18 protein-coding genes and 1 pseudogene are annotated in these 19,474 nt (G+C 66.1%); 8 read left to right on the top strand and 11 right to left on the bottom strand.

Annotation, left to right across the window (positions count from 1 at the left end):
• Positions 1 to 209: 209 nt before the first annotated feature.
• On the bottom strand, positions 210 to 980 hold the full coding sequence (locus tag Ato02nite_RS39420) for an IclR family transcriptional regulator (protein WP_213011805.1): 771 nt from the start codon (positions 978 to 980) through the stop codon (positions 210 to 212).
• A 65-nt stretch (positions 981 to 1,045) separates the two neighbouring features.
• Between Ato02nite_RS39420 and Ato02nite_RS39415 the strand changes: the two genes are divergently transcribed.
• Positions 1,046 to 1,915 (top strand): fumarylacetoacetate hydrolase family protein, encoded by an 870-nt coding sequence (locus tag Ato02nite_RS39415; RefSeq protein WP_213011804.1) that lies wholly within the window; start codon positions 1,046 to 1,048, stop codon positions 1,913 to 1,915.
• Positions 1,912 to 3,279 carry an aldehyde dehydrogenase family protein gene (locus Ato02nite_RS39410; protein WP_213011803.1) on the top strand — a complete coding sequence of 456 codons (1,368 nt, stop codon included), beginning with the start codon at positions 1,912 to 1,914 and terminating at the stop codon, positions 3,277 to 3,279. Before Ato02nite_RS39415 ends, Ato02nite_RS39410 begins: the two co-directional genes overlap by 4 nt.
• Before the next feature lie 41 nt (positions 3,280 to 3,320).
• Here Ato02nite_RS39410 and Ato02nite_RS39405 read toward each other — a convergent pair whose 3' ends face one another.
• A complete protein-coding gene (locus Ato02nite_RS39405) occupies positions 3,321 to 4,265 on the bottom strand; it encodes a fructosamine kinase family protein (RefSeq protein WP_213011802.1) in 945 nt (314 codons plus the stop codon).
• Positions 4,266 to 4,274: 9 nt separating this feature from the next.
• Positions 4,275 to 5,204 carry a phosphotransferase family protein gene (locus Ato02nite_RS39400; RefSeq protein WP_213011801.1) on the bottom strand — a complete coding sequence of 310 codons (930 nt, stop codon included), beginning with the start codon at positions 5,202 to 5,204 and terminating at the stop codon, positions 4,275 to 4,277.
• Between the two features lie 293 nt (positions 5,205 to 5,497).
• On the opposite strand from Ato02nite_RS39400, the gene Ato02nite_RS39395 reads away from it, so the two are divergent.
• The 3 genes from Ato02nite_RS39395 to Ato02nite_RS39385 all read left to right on the top strand — a co-directional run bounded on the left by Ato02nite_RS39395 (position 5,498) and on the right by Ato02nite_RS39385 (position 8,241).
• Positions 5,498 to 6,004, top strand: a complete 507-nt coding sequence (locus Ato02nite_RS39395; protein WP_246607965.1) for a TetR/AcrR family transcriptional regulator — start codon at positions 5,498 to 5,500, stop codon at positions 6,002 to 6,004.
• Between the two features lie 263 nt (positions 6,005 to 6,267).
• On the top strand, positions 6,268 to 6,807 hold the full coding sequence (locus Ato02nite_RS39390; RefSeq protein ID WP_213011800.1) for an ATP-binding protein: 540 nt from the start codon (positions 6,268 to 6,270) through the stop codon (positions 6,805 to 6,807).
• 219 nt (positions 6,808 to 7,026) lie between these two features.
• A complete protein-coding gene (locus Ato02nite_RS39385; RefSeq protein WP_213011799.1) occupies positions 7,027 to 8,241 on the top strand; it encodes a hypothetical protein in 1,215 nt (404 codons plus the stop codon).
• A 115-nt stretch (positions 8,242 to 8,356) separates the two neighbouring features.
• On the opposite strand, the gene Ato02nite_RS39380 is transcribed toward Ato02nite_RS39385, so the two are convergent.
• From Ato02nite_RS39380 to Ato02nite_RS39370, 3 genes are all read right to left on the bottom strand, one after another.
• Positions 8,357 to 11,134 (bottom strand): AfsR/SARP family transcriptional regulator, encoded by a 2,778-nt coding sequence (locus Ato02nite_RS39380; RefSeq protein ID WP_213011798.1) that lies wholly within the window; start codon positions 11,132 to 11,134, stop codon positions 8,357 to 8,359.
• A 676-nt stretch (positions 11,135 to 11,810) separates the two neighbouring features.
• Positions 11,811 to 12,065: a hypothetical protein gene (locus Ato02nite_RS39375; protein WP_213011797.1), complete on the bottom strand. Its 255-nt coding sequence runs from the start codon at positions 12,063 to 12,065 to the stop codon at positions 11,811 to 11,813.
• Between the two features lie 478 nt (positions 12,066 to 12,543).
• Positions 12,544 to 13,032, bottom strand: a complete 489-nt coding sequence (locus Ato02nite_RS39370; RefSeq protein WP_213011796.1) for a hypothetical protein — start codon at positions 13,030 to 13,032, stop codon at positions 12,544 to 12,546.
• 106 nt (positions 13,033 to 13,138) lie between these two features.
• On the opposite strand from Ato02nite_RS39370, the pseudogene Ato02nite_RS39365 reads away from it, so the two are divergent.
• A pseudogene (locus Ato02nite_RS39365) lies at positions 13,139 to 13,333 on the top strand (ISL3 family transposase); the annotation flags it as partial.
• On the opposite strand, the gene Ato02nite_RS39360 reads toward Ato02nite_RS39365, so the two are convergent.
• From Ato02nite_RS39360 to Ato02nite_RS39350, 3 genes are all read right to left on the bottom strand, one after another.
• Positions 13,334 to 13,774 carry a hypothetical protein gene (locus tag Ato02nite_RS39360; protein WP_213011795.1) on the bottom strand — a complete coding sequence of 147 codons (441 nt, stop codon included), beginning with the start codon at positions 13,772 to 13,774 and terminating at the stop codon, positions 13,334 to 13,336.
• Between the two features lie 539 nt (positions 13,775 to 14,313).
• Entirely contained in the window at positions 14,314 to 15,045 is a 732-nt protein-coding gene (locus Ato02nite_RS39355) for a hypothetical protein (RefSeq protein ID WP_213011794.1), read from the bottom strand.
• On the bottom strand, positions 15,008 to 15,250 hold the full coding sequence (locus Ato02nite_RS39350) for a hypothetical protein (protein ID WP_213011793.1): 243 nt from the start codon (positions 15,248 to 15,250) through the stop codon (positions 15,008 to 15,010). Before Ato02nite_RS39350 ends, Ato02nite_RS39355 begins: the two co-directional genes overlap by 38 nt.
• Positions 15,251 to 16,454: 1,204 nt before the next feature.
• On the opposite strand from Ato02nite_RS39350, the gene Ato02nite_RS39345 reads away from it, so the two are divergent.
• Entirely contained in the window at positions 16,455 to 17,345 is an 891-nt protein-coding gene (locus Ato02nite_RS39345; RefSeq protein ID WP_213011792.1) for a hypothetical protein, read from the top strand.
• 395 nt (positions 17,346 to 17,740) lie between these two features.
• On the opposite strand, the gene Ato02nite_RS39340 is transcribed toward Ato02nite_RS39345, so the two are convergent.
• On the bottom strand, positions 17,741 to 18,166 hold the full coding sequence (locus Ato02nite_RS39340) for a DUF6228 family protein (protein ID WP_213011791.1): 426 nt from the start codon (positions 18,164 to 18,166) through the stop codon (positions 17,741 to 17,743).
• Between the two features lie 220 nt (positions 18,167 to 18,386).
• Here Ato02nite_RS39340 and Ato02nite_RS39335 point away from each other — a divergent pair, with 220 nt between their 5' ends.
• Entirely contained in the window at positions 18,387 to 18,908 is a 522-nt protein-coding gene (locus Ato02nite_RS39335; protein WP_246607964.1) for a hypothetical protein, read from the top strand.
• A 197-nt stretch (positions 18,909 to 19,105) separates the two neighbouring features.
• Here the strand turns inward: Ato02nite_RS39335 and Ato02nite_RS39330 are convergent.
• A partial coding sequence (locus Ato02nite_RS39330; RefSeq protein WP_213011790.1) for a hypothetical protein occupies positions 19,106 to 19,474 on the bottom strand: 369 nt, incomplete at its 5' end.

Below are 19,474 nucleotides of genomic sequence, written 5' to 3'. Positions count from 1 at the left end.
CTTCCCCTGTTGAAGCGGGGCTCATCCGAGATTTCGCGTGTTTTAGCTGTTCAACGCCGTTAGCGCGATGCGATCGGCAATCAGGCCGGGGGAGCGGCGCCGGCGCATGTGTTCGAGATTTCGAACGTCGTTCGATATACCGTATGGTGTGTGGACGCGACGGTAGATGAACACCTTGAGAGGTGTCAATGTTTCGATCTTGTGTCCGGTTACTGCGGCTGAGCCGGGTAACCCATCCGGGCGGACAGCGCGGCCGCGCCCTCGCGAACCAGCTTCACCCACTCCACCTGCGCCTGCGCGGTCCAGCGGATGATCGGCGCGGAGAGGCTCATGGCGGCGATGGTGGCGCCGGAATGATCGCGGATCGCCGCGGCGACACAGCGCATGGCGTCGTCGGACTCGCCGATGTCGACCGCGACGCCCTCGGCCCGTACGTCTTCGAGCTGCGCCCGCAGGTCGTCCGGGTCGGTGATGCTGTTCGGCGTCATGCCCGGCAGGGTGCCCTTCGCCAGGACGGCGTCCAGGCCCGCCGGATCGAGGCTCGACAGCAGCACCTTGCCGACCGCCGTGCAGTGGGCCGGCAGCCGCAGGCCGACCCCGGAGACCATCCGGACCGGGTGGGTGCTGTCGACCTTGACGAGGTAGACGACGTCACCGCCGTCGAGCACCGCCACGTGCACGGCCTCGTCGGATGCGGCGGCCACGTCCCGCGCAACGCCCTGCGCCTCGCGAACCAGATCGAGCCGCCCGGCGAACGCCGCACCGAGCTGGAACAGGGGCATACCCAGCCGGTACTGCACCGGCTGGCCCGGCACCGAGATCAGGTACGACCGGGCCACCAGCGTGACCAGCAGCTCGTGCACGGTGGTGCGGGGCAGGTCCAGCCGCTCCGCCACCTCACGGGCCGACAGCTGGGGGCGGTCCAGAAAAAGTTCGAGGATGTCGAGCGCGCGGATGACCGCGGGCACTACACGGGGCATGTCGGCAGGTCCCTTCGCAGCACCGGACCAGCGTAGCGGCGGTTCCACCGACTTAGGATGGTCAAATGTCGATCTCCCTTCACCGCCTGCCGGCCGGCGACGAATCACGCTGGGCGGTGTGCCAGGACGGCGAATGGGGCGTGCTCGACGGTACTCTCGCCGACCTGCTCGCCGTACCGCTGAATCAGGCCCGAAGGGCGGTCGAGGCCGCCGCCCGCGAAGCCGGCGGCGGCATGCCCGGCCGACAGACGCTGCCACCGGTCGACCGGCAGGAGGTGTGGGCGGCCGGGGTGACCTACCTGCGCAGCCGCGACGGGCGAAAAGAGGAATCCGGGCACGGCTCCCTCTACGACGACGTGTACGACAGCGACCGCCCCGAGATCTTCTTCAAGGCCAGCCCGTGGCGGGTGGTCGGCGACCACGACGCCGTCGGGATCCGCGCCGACTCCGGCTGGGACGTACCCGAGGCCGAGATCGGCCTGGTGCTCAACGCGGCCGGCGAGATATTCGGCTACACGCTGGCCAACGACATGAGCAGCCGGTCGATCGAGGGGGAGAACCCGCTCTACCTGCCGCAGGCGAAAATCTACGACCGGTCCTGCGCGATCGGGCCGGCGATCGTGCCGAGCTGGGCGGTCGACCCCGGACCGTTCCCGATCGGGCTGCGGGTGCTGCGGGACGGCCGCGAGGTCTTCACCGGAACCACTTCGACCTCGGAGATGGCCCGCACCTTCGACGACCTGGCCGGCTGGCTGTTCCGGGCACTGAGCTTCCCGGCCGGCGTGGTGCTGCTGACCGGCACCGGCGTCGTCCCCGACGCCGATTTCACCACGCACCCCGGCGACACGATCGAGATAACGTCCCCCGCCCTCGGGACGCTGACCAACCCCGTCATCGCGATCGGCGATGCCACCGCTGGGAAGGAAAAACCATGACGATCGACAGCCGATCGCCGCAGGCGCCGACCGATTTGATCGTACGGGTACCCGACACGTCCCCGGAAACGGTGGCGGCCGCCGCCGACGTGGCCCGGGCCGCGGCCCCGGCGTGGGCCCGTGGGCCGGCGCACGCCCGGGCAGCCGCCCTGCACGCCTGCGCCGAGGCGCTCGCGGCCGCGACCGGTGAACTCACCGACCTGGTCGTCCGCGAGGTCGGCAAGCCGTACGGCGAGGCGGGCGCCGAGATCGGCCGCGGGGTGGCGATCCTGCGGTACTTCGCCCAGCAGGCCCTGTTTCCCGAGGGCGAGGTCTACCCGCCGGCGGACGGTGTCTCGCTGCTGCACACCCGGCGTCGCCCGCACGGCGTCGTCGGGCTGATCACCCCGTGGAACTTTCCGGTGGCGATACCGCTCTGGAAGGCCGCGCCGGCCCTGGCGTTCGGCAACGCCGTACTCCTCAAGCCCGCGCCGCAGTCGTCGGCGGTGGCGCTGCGGCTGGCCGAACTGTTCGCCGGGGCGCTCCCGGACGGCGTGCTGACGGTGCTGACCGGCCTCGGCGGAACCGGCGAGGCCATCGTCGATACGGCCGACGCCGTCTCGTTCACCGGCTCGGTGGCCGCCGGGCAGGCGGTTGCCCGACGGGCGGTCGGGCGCGGCATCCCGGTGCAATGCGAGATGGGCGGCCAGAACGCCGCCATCGTTCTGCCCGACGCCGACCAGGCCGCGGCCGCGACGGCCATCGCTGCCGCGGCGATGGGCTACGCCGGCCAGAAGTGCACCGCCACCAGCCGGGTGATCGTGGTCGGCGATCCCTCGCAGTTCACCGAGCGGCTGGTCGCGGCCGTCGAGGCGCTGCCGGTGGGCGATCCGGCGGACCCGGCGACGGTGATCGGCCCGCTGATCGAGTCACGGCCGCGCGAGGCGATCCAAGCCGCGGTTCAACGCGCCACCGCGGGTGGTGCCCGGCTGCTGACCGGAGCGCGGCAGTCCGACCGCGACGGCTGGTTCCAGCCCCCAACAGTGTTGGCGGACGTGCCCGCCGGCGACGACCTGCGGAGCGAGGAGTTCTTCGGGCCGGTGTGCGTGGTGCTCCCCGCCGAGTCGGCCGACGCCGCGGTGCGGGTGGCCAACGAGGTGCGGCACGGGCTGGTCGCGGCCGTCTACACGCAGAATCTGGGGTCGGCGCTGACCCTGTCGAACCAACTGGACGTGGGCATGGTGAAGGTCAACGCCCCGACCACCGGGGTGGACTTCCACGCCCCGTTCGGCGGCGAGAAGGAGTCCAGCTACGGCCCGCGAGAGCAGGGCACCGCGGCCCGCGACTTCTATACGCGCACCGTGACGATCACCCTGACGCCGTAGGCCATGTCCACGCTGGAACCGCACGGATCGGATGCAGCTGGTCAACGGTCTCGGTCATTGCCGCGTCCTCCGTAGCCTGGACCGAGCGGCGTCGGCGATGGTGGTTGCTGCGCCGACGTGCGGAACGGGGCGAGGGTGGCGCGGATCAGCTCGCCCGCGCCCCAGTCGTTGTCGAACTGGGCCAGCACGGCGAAGTGCTGTCGCAGCTGGACGATCGGCATGCGGGACTGCCAGCCGCTGTCGAGCGCGGTCCGCTCGGCGTAGACCGCGAAGAACCGTTGCGCCTCGGGCGGGGGCGCGGTGGTCCACAGGTGGGCGAGGTCGACCTCGGCCCACATGTAGGACACCGCCGGATCGATCAGCGCGGGCCGGCCGTCCGGGGTCGCCATGAGGTTCTGGGCCCACAGGTCGCCGTGCGTCAGGCAGGCCGGCCGGTCCGGCAGCAGCTCGGGCAACCGGTGGCACAGCCGCTCCAGCGCCGCGCGGTCGCCGGCGTCGAGTGCGGCTTCGACGCGGGGTTCCCCCAGCCACCGCAGCAGTCGATGCTCGGCGAAGAAGGCGAAGCCGTCGTCGTTCCAGGTGTTGATCTGCCGGCGGCGGCCCAGCCAGTTGTCGCGGTGCCACCCGAAGCGGGGGTGGATCGTGCTCGTGTGCAGGTGGGCGAGTGCGTGCGCGAACTGTTCCCAGAAGGTCTCGCTGCTCGGTCTCGCCCGCAGTACGGACAGCACGAGCAGTTCCCGGTCGGCCAGGATCACGTCGGGTGTCGCCACGCCGTGCTGGCGCAGGGCGGCCAGCCCCTCGGCCTCCGCGGTGAAGACGTCGTCGTCCGGGGCGTCGGCGAACGCTTTGACGAACACCGGTGGCGCGTCCTGCCGGGTTGCCAGGCCCGCGAGTGCGGCGAGCCCACCGGTTACCGGCTCCACCGCGACGACGTCCCGCACGCCGGATCGCCGCAGGCGCTCGAGCAGAAACGCCGCCGACCCCATCGCCCCACACTATCCGGGACCGAGCAGGGCCTCGAGGTCGGGAAGCCGGCCGTACAGTTCGGGGAGGCCGCGGACTCCGTTGCGCACGGATTCATGTGACAGCGCGAGGTCCGGGCCGGTGCCGGCCTCGACACCGGCGAGGCAGCGGAGGATGTTCCACCTCGTGTGACCCAGCCAGCCGCCGATCAGGTACACGAACCAGCTCGGACCCGCCGGCGGCAGCACTCCGCCGCCCGCGACGTAGCCGTCGAGGACCGAGTGGAAGATGGCGGGCCGGATGTCGTCGAAGCCGGGTCCCTTGGCGAGGCTCAGCGCGGTCGAGCCGAGCTCACCGGACAGGTCGAGCATTCCCGAGAGCTCCCAGTCGAGCAGCACCGGCCGGCCCTCGCGGGCGAGCAGGTTCCACGGCTGGATGTCCCGGTGGGTCAGCACGACGGGGCCCGGCCGCTCGCAGGCGTCGACGAAGTCGGCGATGGCGAGGAACGTTCGGAGCTGGGAGGTGAGTTCGCCGGCCCATGGCTGGCCGGTCGCCGTCGCCCGCTCGGCAATGTCGGGCCAGTCCCGTGCCGTCGGCTCCTCGATCGGGGCGGGAGTCCACGCGACGTCCAGCGCGTGGATCCGGGCGAGAATCTCACCGATCTCGTACGCGTACGCCGCCGGCACCGGCGCTTCGGGCACCTTCTCGCCCTCGACCCACCGATGGACGAGCGTGTCGTGGGCGGCCGAGATCGGCTCGGGCATCGGGATGCCGGCGGCGAAGGCCGCCCGCTCGAACCGGAACACGTCCTCGGCACGGTAGGCCCCGCGGCGATCGAGGAGGTTCAACTCCTTCACCGCGAACGATCCCTGGTCGGTGTCGAGCCGGTACATCCGGTTGGCGAACCCGCCGTGGACACGAATCATCGGCCCGATCGCCGCCCCGAGATGTGAAAGGTCCACGCCACGCAATCTAGCCGCTCGCACGGCGGGCGATGCCCAGGGCCAGGGCAGCGATCGCGGCGGCGCCGAACGCGGCGAGCAGGCGCTCGAACAACCCGGTCAAGGCGGCGGGGACGTTGACGAAGACGAACAGCAGAACGGCGAAGCCGAGGGCGACGCCGCGGGACGGCGACGCCCAGCAGGACGGCGCCGACGGTGGCGGTGCGGCCGCCCGGGCGAAGGGCCGGGCGCACCGACAGCCAGGCCAGTTTAGGAACGATTGTTCTTGACCGATCGTTCCCCAACTGCCTACGATGTTGATCGTGGGGCGGCCGAGGGGATTCGACGAAGAGATGGTGACGGCCGAGGCCGCCGCGCTGTTCACCACGCGCGCCTATGACGGGGTGGGTGTTGATGACCTTGTCCGGCATCTTGGGGTACACCGCAACAGCCTCTACAAAACCTTCGGCAGCAAGCGCGGTCTGTATCTGGCCGCGTTGCACTGGCATATCTCGCACGCCCTGCAGCCGCTGATCGATCGGCTCCACAGCGGAAGAGATGCGGAGCAATTCCTCGACAACGTGATCCAGAAGGGCGATCTGGACCTGCTGCTGCTGGCCGCGGTCGAGCGCGCCCCGGCCGACGCCGAAGTCGCCGCGGTGGTGGCCCGGGCGTTGCAGCTGTTGGAACAGGCCCTGGACGACGTGCCGATACTCCGGTCCGGCCGCACCACGGGGATCACGCCGAGTGAACTTCTGGGTGAACGGCTACGCGTCCGCGTTATGTCCGCGCACGCGGGAACCGCGGCCTCCGCAGGCTAGACCGAACGCCGAGGCTCCCCGAAGTGCCCGTGTTCAACCATGCCCGGTGGCGTGTGCCCCGGGCGAGAGAAAGGAACGCTTCACGCTCATACCAAGGGCCCGGGCCGGGTCACCCTTCCGGACGTCGGCCACAACCTCACCATCGCCACCCACCCGGACGTCATCGCCCCATCGGCACTGGCCGCACTAAGCACCTGGCTGAAGTGCCGAAACCAGCCCGATACTGCCTTGATAACACCGTGCGATGCGGATACACAGGCCACATGTCCACCCTGCTCGTCATCGCCGGCCCACCCGGAGCCGGGAAGTCGACCGTCAGCTCCATCGCTTCATCGCGTCTCTCACCAAGCGTCCTTATCCGCGGAGACGCCTTCTTCCGATTCCTCGACCGGAGTGCGCAGAAGCCGTGGCTGCCGGAGGCGAAGGATCAGAACCAGACGGTCATCCGCGCCTCGGGTGCGGCAGCCGGGCAGTTCGCACAGGGGGGATACGAGGCCGTCTTCGACGGAGTCATGGGGCCATGGTTCCTGCCGACCTTCTTCGAAGCCACCGGACTGAACGAGTTGCACTACGCCGTCCTGCTGCCCTCGGTAGAACGCTGCGTGCAGAACGTCACCATCCGGGAGGGCAACCGTGACGACGAGCCCGGTACGCGGTACATGCACCGACAGTTCGAGCAAGCCCGCATCGACGCCCGGCACCTGGTCATCGAGCCAAGCGGGACTCCGGAGGAGGTGGCTTCAGGCATCTTGTCTCGCTACCGTCAGGGTGCCTTTGCCTACGGTGCTCGAGACGTCACATAGTCCTGGCGACCCATCGTGCTGCGGCGATTCGCTCGCTACCCCACATCAGGGCGCCGGCGGTCGATCAGCCCGTCAACCTGCTGTGCGTCTCCAGGGCCGCTCGATCCAATGGGGAACAACGACCGCTCGGCATGCCGGCCATCTCGGAGCGTGCGGGACAGCGGGGAATGATCGAACCTGGTTTGATTCGTGGTCGTGTATCGCCGCCTCCTCGCCGCAATGATTGTCCTCTCCCTCGCCGCCTGTTCCGCGCCCGCTCAGGGCACACCCGCGCCGTCGGCGTCGGCGTCCGTGGTTGTGGAAGACGTTCCGGTCAGTCCGTTCGAGCAGGCGATTTCGCTTCTGCGTAAGCAGGGGGCCGCCTTGCTGGCCGGCGACGAGGCCGGGTGGCTGGCGGCGGTCGACGCTCCCCTGCAGACGCGCTATCGCAAGATGTTCACCACCTTGCGCGCATTGGACGTCAGCCAGTTCCTCTACACGCCGCATCTGTTGTCGCAGCCGGCCGACCCGGTCATGAAGATCGAGGCTGATGTCACGTACTGCTTCAGCATGGGGCTATGCCCGACCTACGGGTCCGGCGGCAACGAGGCGCCCAAGCTGCGACAGACGCTGACCGTCAAAACGGTCGGAGGCAAGCTTGTCATTGCGGCGGTCGGGGCGTCGAAGACCAGGAATTCGCTGCAGCCGACTCCGTGGGAGAACACGGCGTTGACGATCCGGCAGGGCGACCGGGTCACCGTGGCCGCGACGGCCAGTGAGGCGGCGAAGCTGGACGACGTTCTGGCGCTGGCCGAGTCGGCGGCGAAGCTCAATGACCGGATCGCCGGCTACGTCGAGAACCCGCAGAAGCGCTACCGCATCTACCTGGCCGACGCCAAGGCATGGCGCACCTGGTATCAGGGCGACAACGGCAAGTACGTGATCGGCTACTCGATCAACCTCAACGCGGACGGCGCCGACGTGGTGCTGAACATGCCGGCGCTCGGCCGGGACCAGAGATTGCTGGCCACGACGGTCAAACACGAGATGGGTCACGTGGTGACCAACAGCGGCATCAACGCCACCGGCCGGGCTGACACATGGCTGATCGAGGGGATCGCCGAATACATCGGTTGGTCGCCGGCGGCAGCGTCGGCCAGTTGGCGGCGGCCGGCGGTGCACGCGGCCGTGCACGGTCGACACCGGCCCGCGTCGATCGTGATGCTGCCTTTGGCCGACGACGCACCGCTGTCGAAGATCGACGCCTTTTACGGGCTCGGGCATTTCGCGATGAATTGTATGGCGAACAAGTACGGGCAGCGGGCGCTGTTCGACTTCGTCCGCTACCGGCTGCAGAACGGCTTCGAGTACGACGACGCTTCGCGCCGGGCGTTCAAGAAACCGTTCGCGACGGTCGACAAGGCGTGTGTCGCCTGGATCCGGGCGACGGCCTGATGTCGGAGCCCTCATCGACGTAGCCGGCCGCCGCCGTCGGTACAGCGCCGGCCAGGACCGCGAAGCCCCGCGCGAGCCGGACCCTAACCGCCGATGCGGCTGATCCGGCCGCGGCTCAGTCATCGAGGCGACGCAGCGACTCCTGGACGCTGGAGACGCTCGGGTGGTCGAGCGCTGTCAGCAGCTGTTCCGCCTCCGTCCACGCGATGCGCGCTGCGGCGGGCTGCCTGGCCGCATGGTGGGATTCGCCGAGGTGCACCAGCAACTCGGCGACGAACAGGTCGTGGTCCAGGCTTCGGGCCGACGTGAGGCCGTGCTGGTAGCAGTCGATGGCCTCGGTGAGGTGACCGAGGTTGTGGTGGGCGTACCCCAAGCTGTCCCAGGCGCCGGTGGCGCCGTGCAGGTCACCGTCCGCCTCGAAGATTTCCAGCGCCCGCCGGCAGTGCGTCAGAGTCTGTTCGAACTCGCCGAGCAGCGCGTGGTACCACCCGATCGCGTTCAGAGCCTCGGCCTGCCCGGTCCGGTCGTCGGTGCCGGCGTAGAGCGCCCAGGCCTGCCGGGCGTGCTCGAGGGCGGTCGCGGGCTGCTTCTGCTGGCCACACAGGTAGGCGAGGTGGTGCTGGGTGCGGGCCTGGCCGATGCGGTCGCGCGCCTTCGTGAAGAGTTCCAGCGCGCGCCTCAGGTTGCCGTTCGCCTCGCCATAGCGGCCGAGTCTGGTGTCGGCCTGAGACAGGCTACGGTGCCCGCAGGCGCGGGCCTGCAGTTCGCCGAGGCGGCACGCGCACTCGATGGCGGTCTGCCAGGCCTCGACCTGATCGTGCAGGTGACCCTTCCGGGACGAATAGGTGTCCATCGACCAGGCGAGCTGCCATGCGAGCCGGTCGAGTCCCACCGCCGCGGCCTGCCGCAGGGCGGCCAGCAGGACGGCGTGGTGCTCGCCGTACCAGGCCATCGCGTCGCCAAGGTCGGTGAACCGCTCCGGACACACGCCGGCTGCCGGCTGGCCCATGGGCAGGACGATGGGTTCGCGGGCCGGGTTGAGCAGGCGATCCGCTGCGTACGCGGCATGCAGGTAGTGATCGAGCAGGCGGACGGTAGCGGACCGGCGTACGTCCTCCGAATCGTCGCGACGGGCGAGTTCGGCGGCGTACTCGCGCAGCAGGTCATGCTGGCTGTAGCGGCCGGGAGCGTACTCGGTCACCAGGCTCGCCCGAGTCAGCTCGCGCAGGGGCGTGCGAAGGTCCCGCTCCGGCAACCCGGAGAGGCTGGTCAACGCGGGGACGTCGAAGTGGGGTCCGACGACGAGTCCGAGCAGCCGGAACAATCTGGCGGCGGATTCGCTCAGGGCCGCGTACGACCACGAGAGCACCGTCCGGACATCACCGGCCGGATCGCCGACGTCCAACGCGGTCAGCCGGTCACTGACCTCGCTGAGCTCGGCGGCGAGCGCGATCAGCGGAAAGTTCGTCTGCCGGGTCCGGGCCACGGCGATGCTCAACGCCAGTGGCAGCCTGGCGCAGGCCGTGATGACCTGGTCGAGTGCGTCGCGCTGGGCGACGATCCCCGGTCCGAGCCGGTTCGTCAGCAGTTCCTCGGCTTCCCCCCGGGACAGCAGACCCAGAGGTACGGCGGACGCCCCGTCGGCCAGCAGACCGATCAGTTGCGCCCGGCTGGTCACGACGACGACAACGCTGGCGGTGCCCGGCAGCAACGGCCGGACCTGCTCGACGTCGCGGGCGTTGTCCAGCACCAGCAGTAGCCGCCGGCCGGCCACCACGCTGCGGTACAGGGCGGTCTGCGCGTCGAGGGTGGTCGGCACCCGCTCGGGGGCGACGCCCAGCCCGTCGAGCAGGCTGCGGAGTGCCGCTTGCGGGGAGACGACCTGTCCGGTGGGGTCGAAGCCGCGCAGGCTCACGAAGATCTGACCGTCCGGAAAGCGGGACCGCACCGTATGCGCCCAGTGCACGGCAAGGGCGGTCTTGCCCACCCCGGCGGTGCCGGACACCACCGCGACCGCCATCGCGGTCTCCGTCAGCACATTGTCGAGGGCGCGCAGGGCCGAGGCACGGCCGGCGAAACCGGGAACGTCCGCCGGTAGCTGGGCCGGCACGACAACAGTGACCGGTGCTTTGGCCGCCACCTCGATGGTGTCCCGCGGCACCACCGGTTCGCCGCGCAGAATGGCCTGGTGCAGGGCCTGCAGTGTCGCGCTCGGATCGGCACCCAACTCGTCGGCGAGCCGGCGGCGGAACTTGGCGTAATACGCCAAGGCGTCGGCGGGCCGGGCAGCGGCGGCATAAGCCCGCATCACGACATCGGCCAGCGGCTCCGTCAGCGGGTGATCAATGGCGAGCTCAGCCAGCGGCCGGATCACCACGAGCGGGTTGCCGGCCCGCAACTCGGCGAGCCCCCAAGCCATCGTGGCGGCGAGGTGCTGCTCCCCGTACGCGTGCCGGGTCCGTTCCACCCAGTTTCCCTTCAGCCCGCCGAGTGGCTCGGCCCGCCACAGTTCCCGGGCCGTGCGTAGCAGCGTCAGCGCGGTGGGCGGGTCGGCGCCACGGGCACGTCGGACCTGGTCGGCGAACCGGTGGGCGTCGACTCGTTCGGGCGCCATGTCGAGGAGGTAACCGCTGGAGCGGCGCAGCAGGCGGGCCGATGGCGGGCCCGCGGCGGAGGCCAACAGCCGCCGAAGGTGCGTGATGTGCACCTGCAGAATCCGGGCGGCCGCCGGTGGCGGCTCGTCCCACACTCGGGCGGCAAGAACGTCAATGGTGACCGGGCGACCCACATCGACCGCCAGGGCAGCCAGCGTGTGCCGTCGCTGCGGTGGACCGAGCTCGACCGGCCGGCCGTCCGCCCATGTCTCCACCGGACCCAGCAGGCGGACCTCCACCGCGGCCTCCCGTCCTCGAACGTCTCGAGCTGCGACGGCACGCCGCCACTCGCCCACCGACCAGCCTCACATCCGGCGGACCTCGGCGACAACAGTTCATTAACAGCGCTGAGCCACGCTTGGTGTCACACGATCGAACCGGCCGGCGGAAAGGCCGGAACCGGGGCCGGACCGGGCCACATAGAACGGGGGTGGCTCGGTCCTGTTCACGGTCCCGGAGCGGTCTCGAGTGCCCACCTTTCGCCGTGGGGACAGCCCCGCCGAAACGGCCGTGGCGGCTGATCGCGACAGAACTGACCGTTAGCTCCCACGATCAATTCACTCATTTGCCGATGATAGTGCGTTCGGTTGCGCCAAGGAGAGTGCTATTGCAGGATGAATGATATTACCGATCTCGTCAGCGCTCAGGACTCCAGTAATTCCAGACTTTGGCCCTTACAATCAGCCGAAGCGCAGCAGTCCGGGATCTCACAACCCGGCTCTTGGAGTTGAAATTAAGCTGGCGGCGGCGGGACAGGCACGTAGGACATGTAGGCAGTTGGAATCAGCCAGGCGGGCAAGCCGGTGCGCTCGCTGGCGCGGTACGTAGCCCAGTCGATCTGTTGAGGGGAGGGCCGGGTCGCCCAACGGCAGACGTTCTATCCGTCGTCCTACGTCGAGAACTCGCCTCTCGGGATCAGCCCGATGAACTGATCAGCGTGCCCACACCGGAGCTGGTATCCAGGGCCATGACCACGAGCCCGACCATGCTGAGCACGGCGAATGTGATCAACGTCCACCGCAGCGCACTGCTCCTGCCCGTTTTCCATGCGATCGCGGCCGCGATGCCGAAGGCTAGCGTGGCGCCGAGAAACCCTCCGGCCCACAGCGCCAGAATGCCTGCTGAGAACGCGAAGTAGGGAAACAGCCACCGCGTGGCACGCGAACCCATGGGTTCCATAAAACGTGCTCATCGACTCTCTCGGGGCTGATCGGTCAACTTACGGCAGAGCGGTCGCCGCACCTGGGAGCAGACGTCACATGAGGCGACTTCATACTCGTCTGCCGCTGGTGGTGCGCGTAGATCTGTGTAGTTCTTACGATTGTCGGCGGAGTCGAGCTGTTGCGGGATGCCTGCGTCCTGCTTGCAGCCGGGAAGGGCAGCCTGTGATCGACGAGTCCACGCAGACGTGACCTTGTGCAGCCGAAATGCGCCTGCCGGTGATCATTCACGGAATATGCGCCAGAACCGACTGGCGGTCCCGTTCGGGCGTGAATTCTGAGCCCGCCTATCGCCCGCCGGTTTCTGTGTTCGCGTATTTGGGACCCGCTCAGGTGTCCCTGCTCGCTGTGACCGCGGGGTGGGGAGGCCACGACCTGACAGGAGGGGATGGCGGCGGCGTTCCCGTGGTTGCCTCGAAGATCGGCAGTCAGCTTGCTTGTCGGTAGATCTTCACGACTTTCTCGGAGCACTGCTCGTCGGTGGGGATGGCGTAGTCGTGTAGAACTTGTGAGATTCCCTCGTCCGGCCAGAGCGCGGCTAAGCGGAACGTTCCGGGTTTGCGTGGCGACACCCAGAGGGTGACGGTGCATTCGGCGAAGTCGCCGTCGCCGCCGGCGGCGGACAGTAGTTCGGACTCCACGCTGCTGGTCTCAGGCCAGACTACCGGCGCCTGGAACGGGGGCGGGCCGTCGGCCAGATAGCCGTAGCTGATCTTTAGGCTGCCTGGTCGTTGACCGTTAGTTAGTTCGTCCCATGCGTCTCCCAGCGGGCGCCGGGTGTGGAACGACCAGCTGAGCCGGATACCATCGGAGTAGGCAACGATCGATCGGACGACGATCGCTGCGCTCGACGAGGATCCCAGCAGTTGTTCGGAGCTGAGTGTGATCCCGCATTCGAAGTACGGTCCGAGCCTCATGGTCTTACTCTAAAGATCAATCTCGAACGCGAGGACGACTCGCTGCCACTACTGCTCGAGATCCGCGAAGACTAGTTCGCCGGCCGCCCGGCGCTAGCTCGAGCAGGCCGATCTGCCTGGCATCAACCGCTTCGTCAACGGCGTGATCTCCGACCTCGACGCTGTGACCGCCGGACTGAGCCTGCCCTACAGCTCCGGACCGGTCGAGGGCAACGTCAACCGGATCAAGATGCTCAAACGGCAGATGTATGGCCGAGCAGGCTTCGACCTGCTCCGCAAACGCGTCTTACTCGCGGAATGATCAAGCTCCGGCCGCCTGGCGAACCAACGTCTGAAGGTAGGTGTTCTGTCGAAGAGCGGGCTGTTCCCAGAACATCAGCCGCAGCGCGTCGGCCAGGCAAACATCGACGAGCTGTTCAAACTCCTCAACCAGGCACGATCCTTCGACCCAGCCATCATCGAGCAAACCTCGGATACGCACCCTCAGCAGCTCACCGTGCTGCGAGAACGACCACTGGTCACCCCGGTCGGACAATCCGATGTCAGCCCTGCCTTCGCGGCGCACGATCACCTTTACTGCCTGCAACATCAGGACGAAGTCCAGAATGCTCACGGGAACGCCCATGCTCTGGCTGAGGTCAACGCCACCCACCGTGAAGACCACCTTGACCTGGAAGTTCCGCCATAGGAACACCGACTGAGGCAGGTCCCGGAACGCAGTCGGCTTTGCAAGGTCAACCATGGGATCCCACCCACTACGCCATGACGGATCCTGCGGGTCCGGGGTGAAGGTGACAAACGTGTCCGGCGGCATGGGCAGGCATTTCCTCGTCCTCGATCCTCTGCTGGCGAACGGTAGAAGATCGATCGGCCCAGCGTCGGCACTTCCCGAAGATCGCCTACCGCGTACCAGCCCCGTCTCCCTGTCGCACCTTCAGGCAACGATCGGCCATGACTAGCGTCGATCACTCTTCGCGGGATAGAGCCCAGATCCCACGACTGGAGCCACGTCGCCGTCGGCGACGCCGACGGAGAACTCGTTGTCCTTTGCCAGTAAAGAATGTCCGTGTCATCGAAGCATGCTCCAGCAGCAGTTCTCGCCATCGAAGTTTGTCCGCCGAGGGCCATCGGCGTTCCCTCAGTCCAGACCGGATGGAGACTTCCGCGCTACGCAGAGTTACCTAACTCGTGCGGTCGACTTCCGGATCTGCCGATGAGAGTGGATTCAACCTGGTTGCCGAGGGCAGCATTCCGCTCAATCCGCACGGACATCAGACGCGGTTATGGAGTCTGGACCGACCAGCCCGCAGACCTTAGCGCCGTTGCCGCAACTTCTGGCCGACGACGAATTGCCGCGCACAACTGTAAGTCGTGAAAGTCCTGCCTGGACTGGTTCAAAAAATTCTGCTGATCCATTGTCAGGTCAGGGACGATTTTCTCGCCGACAAGGAACTCTACGATGTCCTCTAGTGATGTGCGGAACCTTCGCGATCCAGACGGAAAGTGGATCTTACCAATTATGCGAGGGCCGCGAACGCGACGACCTTCCTCATCTCTCTCGACCGAACGGAGAGGCGGTTCCGCTTCTTTGCATTTGGACAGGTAATCCTGCATAAATTCCGAGTCGGCATTGATCTGGAAGTGGGACTCCGGGTAGCCGTCTCCCTTATCGCGCTCGTAATCGAAGTGGCAGAACTCCCTTTCGCCGTCCTCGTCGAACGCAAGCGCAAAGACGGACTGATGCATGGTGAGATACTGCTTCTCCGGGTCAAGGACACACTGAGCCGAGACTTGCATGTACAGTCGCGGATTGTTGTCGCGCTGACGCAGAGGGAAGTATTGCCTGCTAACTAGGTTGTGCTTGCTCAGCCGATAGCCGAGATGAACGCGGTTTACTTCTTCGGAAAACACTGCAGCCAGTCGAACGTTATCGGTGACGGTACTATTAAGAAGCTCGGTCAGTTTTGCTGCGAAGTCAAACGCTTGCTTTGTCAACGCACCCGATGTCGCCATGGTCTCGAATCGTATTCCACACCATGAACGCTACGGGCGAATCGAACGAGTTTTCCTCTGCTTGACGTCGAAGTTGATCGCGCGTATACCCGAGTGATTTGAGCGTGCGCTCAACCGCCTGGCCGTACTCCTCCGCCGACAGCTCGATCATTTCCGGCTCGTCGGCGGCGGTTTGACATAGCGCGGTGACCTGCGGCGGGTTCATAGCACGGCCCTCCCTGGATGCTTCCGTCTCCGCCAACGATAACGCGAGCATGTGACAAAACTCGTTGTTCACATGATCTCGCCGGCTTGATCACGCGCTGTAAGGGTATACGGATCGCGAAACTGGACGCAGGGTCGCGAAACTGGACGCAATGGACCACGGCGGACGCTGGAACATGGGGGAGCCGCTGTGTCTCTACGCACACTGCGACTGCGTTGCCGACTGGCGGCCTACTCCACGCCCTTTCTGCCTGCGAGCGGGCGGCGAGCTCGAAGATCGACGGCCAATGGCTCTCGTCCAGCCGCAGCTTTCCCTCGAACGCCTGGGCGTCGGCGGCTGACAGAAGAGCGAGCTGTGCATCGAGCCACAGCTGCCAGGGCTCGTACTGCTCCAACGTTGCGACGTCGTAGGTCAGTGGCCGACCAGACCTGGGGCGGTTGGCGTACCTGGCCTGCTGCGCTGCCACGAACTCCGGGCCGAAACGGCTCTTCAACTCCACGAGCCTCATCATCCCCGTGAGGTCAACGCGGTTGTTCACTCCAATCCGAATCTAAGGTATGGGTGAACTACGGTCAGCGAAACCAAGGAAATCTTAAATAGATATGGTCGACGCCAGCCCAAAACTCAAGATCTGAATCGCCCACGACACGAGCCATGTGCCGTTGGCCTGCAGCTGCGAAGGCGAGAACCTTGACCGGCGCCAACCGTGCCCTGCCTCCGGAGCCGGCCAGCCGCCGCAGTGTGGCTCTGCCGATAGAAATATATGGCGCCTTCCTCCCGGTCAGGGCAAAATCGATGCCTGGACAACCGAAGGAAGCACATGTTAGAACCGGCATCCGTGTTTATCGGGCCATACGTACAAACATGGCATGAGGACGATGAGAGCCGCCTCCTGGCTGCGTTTACAGATGCGGATTTTCAGGTTCATGTAGTGAAGAGGTCCGAGTTCTACAGTCGGCCTGGAGTAACACCCCGCCGCGAGGAAGGCGCGACAGACGAGGTCCAGGTACGGCGATACGAAGCCAAGGCCCGAGATGTAGCTGATCGGCTCGACCTCCTGGGATTCGATTTGAAGTCCAGCCTGGATATCTGGGAAAGGAACGTTCTTGCCCACGCCGATAGGCTTTCTCCGAAAGGCGAGGGCGATGAAGTAGAGGCTCTTAGGATGCTAGATGGCCCTCGATGGCTGTCAATCCTTTCGCAAATGGCCGACGATGCACCGATGGTGTTTTCCAATAGCACTTCTTCCAGAAATTCGCTGCCTGGATCACCCAAATGGCTGATAGGTCTAGCTGGCTTTGCTTTCGATCCGCTGAGGGAGATGCGACTTGCAGTGGCTGCATTCCCGGAAGCGCAGGTGATCACGGACGTCACGGGTTCAGGCTGGGCATGGGTCGGCGAGGGCGACGGCTCACACGCTTCGGCCAAGTTGAATGACCTGCGTCGTGACGGTTCATTGTTCTCCCCAATAGTGGTCTTGACAGAGGGAAGAACTGACGCAGAATTTCTTGCGGCAGGACTCTCGATTCTATACCCACATGTAGTTGATTTAATAAAGTTCTTGGATTTCGAACAGAAGAATGATGGCGGCGCAGGTGCCCTGGTGCGACTTGTGAAGTCCTTCGCTGCGGCTGGCATAGCGAATAGAACGGTGGCAATCTTTGACAATGACAGCGCCGCCGCCGATGCGCTCCGATCTCTCGATCTGCGCCGCTTGCCGCCTACCATTAGGGTACTTCGCTACCCTGATATTTCACTTGCCGAATCGTATCCAACGATAGGGCCGCCATCACTGGAACATCCCGGCGGGGGGACGTTCTTGGCGAACGTTAATGGGTTGGCGGGAAGTATTGAATTGTACCTCGGAAGAGATGTTCTTTCCGACGATGATGGCGCCTTAATGCCGGTGCAGTGGAGTTCACTAATCTCCGCCGTAGGCTCTTACCAGGGAGAAGTTGTCAACAAGGTGGATGTGCATCGAAGATTTCGCGAAAAGGCTGCCGCCGCAGTAAAGAATCCGTCAATTGCTGCGAAGCAAGACTGGTCCGGCGTTCGAAACGTGCTGCGAAAAATTACGGGCGCCTTCGTGCTCTAGGGGGTTCATCGTGCCGCACTCATTTGCCGCCAATCGTGCGCGTCGGCTGAAGCCTCGCAATCACTTGCCGTGTCCCCGGCTTGGTCGTCTCGATCCGCCGTAAAGGTGGACGCGGTGGTCACATGATGGTCGGGCTCGCGTGAGACGAACCCGTCAGTCTGCCTCGTCTGCAAGCACGTCGTGAATGACCACATCACCGGCTGGCATCGACGGTGGAAGCACCGCTGGGCTGCACAGACCCCGCCGGGACCCTACGTGCTGCCGCACTCCAGCGCACACGCAGTCGTTGAATAGTGATCACGGTTCACCCTGACGCGCCAAGCCACCGGACCGCCAGCCGTTATCCGGATCTGCCGCTGACCGCGCGCGTGCGAACGGATTTCGAGAGAGACCCGCTACGCGAGGAAGATTTCGATCTCTCGGGCGAGGCCCCTCATGTCCTCCCCGGCGTCGAGGTTGACACTGACGGAGGCTTCCCAAGCGGCCTCTTCGTATGCGCGCGGGCCACGAATCACGAACCTGAGCATGACGTGTCCGCGTCCGTCGTGCAGCGCGTGGATGCGAGCATCTCGTTCAAGTGACTCCCACGATTGCGCACCGTCCCAGCCGGCATACGATTCGGCCAGCGTCTTGGCCCAGGAGGCGAGGCCGTCACCTTCAATCGTACGTACCCCCGTCGCCGCGTTCAGTCCGTGATCATGCAAATCGACGCGGAAATCAACGAACTCGTCCGCGAAGGGCCGCTGAGGGGCAAGCAGACGGACACGGGCTTGTCCATCATCGGCCACGAGTTCAATGCCGTCGTCGAGCGCTCTATACACGGAGGCAGGATGCCAGCTGCCGCTTCGGGCCGCGACAGGATTGGGCGGCTCGCTTGGCGGGAGTGTCCGCGCGCCCTCATGCCGCTGGGAAGGCGCGGGGCCGACGGCGGGTTCCGCGGGTGCATTGCTCGTCGGTGACCGTATCGGCGCTTGGCCAGACGCGTCTTCTTTGTCTGGCACGATGTAAAGCTTGGATCGGTGATGAGACGGAGGCGCGGACGTGAACGGTCTGCTCACTGACGACGAGCGCCTCATCGTCGGTGCTGCGCGGCGCCTCGGCCTCATCCTGAGCAGCGACTGGCCGGACGTGGCCGCTCATCTGCTTGCGCAAGGAGCAGATGGGAAAGGTGTCTCGGAACTCGCCGGCCTGCCGCGAGCGGCGTCGCCATGGTTGGTAGACCAGTTGGTGCCCAACGTGTTGGCTGAACTTGGCATTCAGGAGATGCCCGTCAAGGAGGCCGGCGATTTGGTCGCTCGTTTTGTAGGGCAGGTCGCGCGAGTGCGACCGGAGGGCGACGAATTCGCGGCGATCCGGTTCCTGGCGCGGCTCGCCCCGGATCTCGACTATCCGGGCGGCTTCATCGGCGACGCCTACTATGCCTCGGAATGGCTGGACTGCGCATGTCACGGCAACTCGCCCGAACGGGATGCAGCGATCGCCTTGGAGAGTGCACTCCGCACGACCGATCCGTTGGACATTGACGCCGGGCTGCTTCAGGCAGTGACCACCACCTGGTTCTAACGGGACACGCCCCGACGTCCGGATCTACCGCCGATAATGCGCGATTCTCGGGTAGTGCGCCGACGGGCGGTTGCGGGAACAGCGCCCGCCGGGGCGATCAAGGGTACGAGAGCGGGTGTGCAGGGGCGGTGAAGTAGCCGGGAAGCGCATGTCTGCTGGCCCCGTGGGGCGTTGCGTGCCAACCGGGCTGTGCGGCATTAAGGCGTCGAAGCGCCGAAGCTGCACGGCTCACATACATGGATTGGCCCCCACTGTTCATCGATGTGGTCATTCGTGAAGTCAGTCTTCGGTGCAGCCGGAGTGACATCGGCTCCACAGACGGCGGTGAGCGAGTCAGCGCGCACGGCGTGCGCAGTTATTTCGCGATGCGGCATTGAGGGGTCGGCGCGCACAGCTTCGACCAGGCGCAGGTCGGCAGGGGTCAGCGCCAAGACGAACTCAAATCGTTTCCGCACAACGGCAGGGTAGCCACAGGCTTGGTCATGCCGGGAGGAGAGTTCGCGTCCGGATTTGCCGCGATCCGGTCGAGTAGCGGAGAGGTCAACCTCAATGCCGCGTAGCTTAAG

Origin of the sequence: Paractinoplanes toevensis, assembly GCF_018332695.1 — a bacterium.
In the GTDB taxonomy this organism is placed as follows: Bacteria; Actinomycetota; Actinomycetes; order Mycobacteriales; family Micromonosporaceae; genus Actinoplanes; species Actinoplanes toevensis.
This window is presented reverse-complemented; position numbering and strand designations above follow the sequence as displayed.

Excerpts from the sequence above, each read along its gene's own strand:
- Ato02nite_RS39420 (WP_213011805.1), bottom strand. The coding sequence starts at position 980 with ATGCCCCGTGTAGTGCCCGCGGTCATCCGCGCGCTCGACATCCTCGAA.
- Ato02nite_RS39415 (WP_213011804.1), top strand. The coding sequence starts at position 1,046 with ATGTCGATCTCCCTTCACCGCCTGCCGGCCGGCGACGAATCACGCTGG.
- Ato02nite_RS39410 (WP_213011803.1), top strand. The coding sequence starts at position 1,912 with ATGACGATCGACAGCCGATCGCCGCAGGCGCCGACCGATTTGATCGTA.
- Ato02nite_RS39405 (WP_213011802.1), bottom strand. The coding sequence starts at position 4,265 with ATGGGGTCGGCGGCGTTTCTGCTCGAGCGCCTGCGGCGATCCGGCGTG.
- Ato02nite_RS39395 (WP_246607965.1), top strand. The coding sequence starts at position 5,498 with ATGTTGATCGTGGGGCGGCCGAGGGGATTCGACGAAGAGATGGTGACG.
- Ato02nite_RS39390 (WP_213011800.1), top strand. The coding sequence starts at position 6,268 with ATGTCCACCCTGCTCGTCATCGCCGGCCCACCCGGAGCCGGGAAGTCG.
- Ato02nite_RS39385 (WP_213011799.1), top strand. The coding sequence starts at position 7,027 with ATGATTGTCCTCTCCCTCGCCGCCTGTTCCGCGCCCGCTCAGGGCACA.
- Ato02nite_RS39375 (WP_213011797.1), bottom strand. The coding sequence starts at position 12,065 with ATGGGTTCGCGTGCCACGCGGTGGCTGTTTCCCTACTTCGCGTTCTCA.
- Ato02nite_RS39370 (WP_213011796.1), bottom strand. The coding sequence starts at position 13,032 with ATGAGGCTCGGACCGTACTTCGAATGCGGGATCACACTCAGCTCCGAA.
- Ato02nite_RS39360 (WP_213011795.1), bottom strand. The coding sequence starts at position 13,774 with ATGGTTGACCTTGCAAAGCCGACTGCGTTCCGGGACCTGCCTCAGTCG.
- Ato02nite_RS39355 (WP_213011794.1), bottom strand. The coding sequence starts at position 15,045 with ATGGCGACATCGGGTGCGTTGACAAAGCAAGCGTTTGACTTCGCAGCA.
- Ato02nite_RS39350 (WP_213011793.1), bottom strand. The coding sequence starts at position 15,250 with ATGAACCCGCCGCAGGTCACCGCGCTATGTCAAACCGCCGCCGACGAG.
- Ato02nite_RS39345 (WP_213011792.1), top strand. The coding sequence starts at position 16,455 with ATGGCCGACGATGCACCGATGGTGTTTTCCAATAGCACTTCTTCCAGA.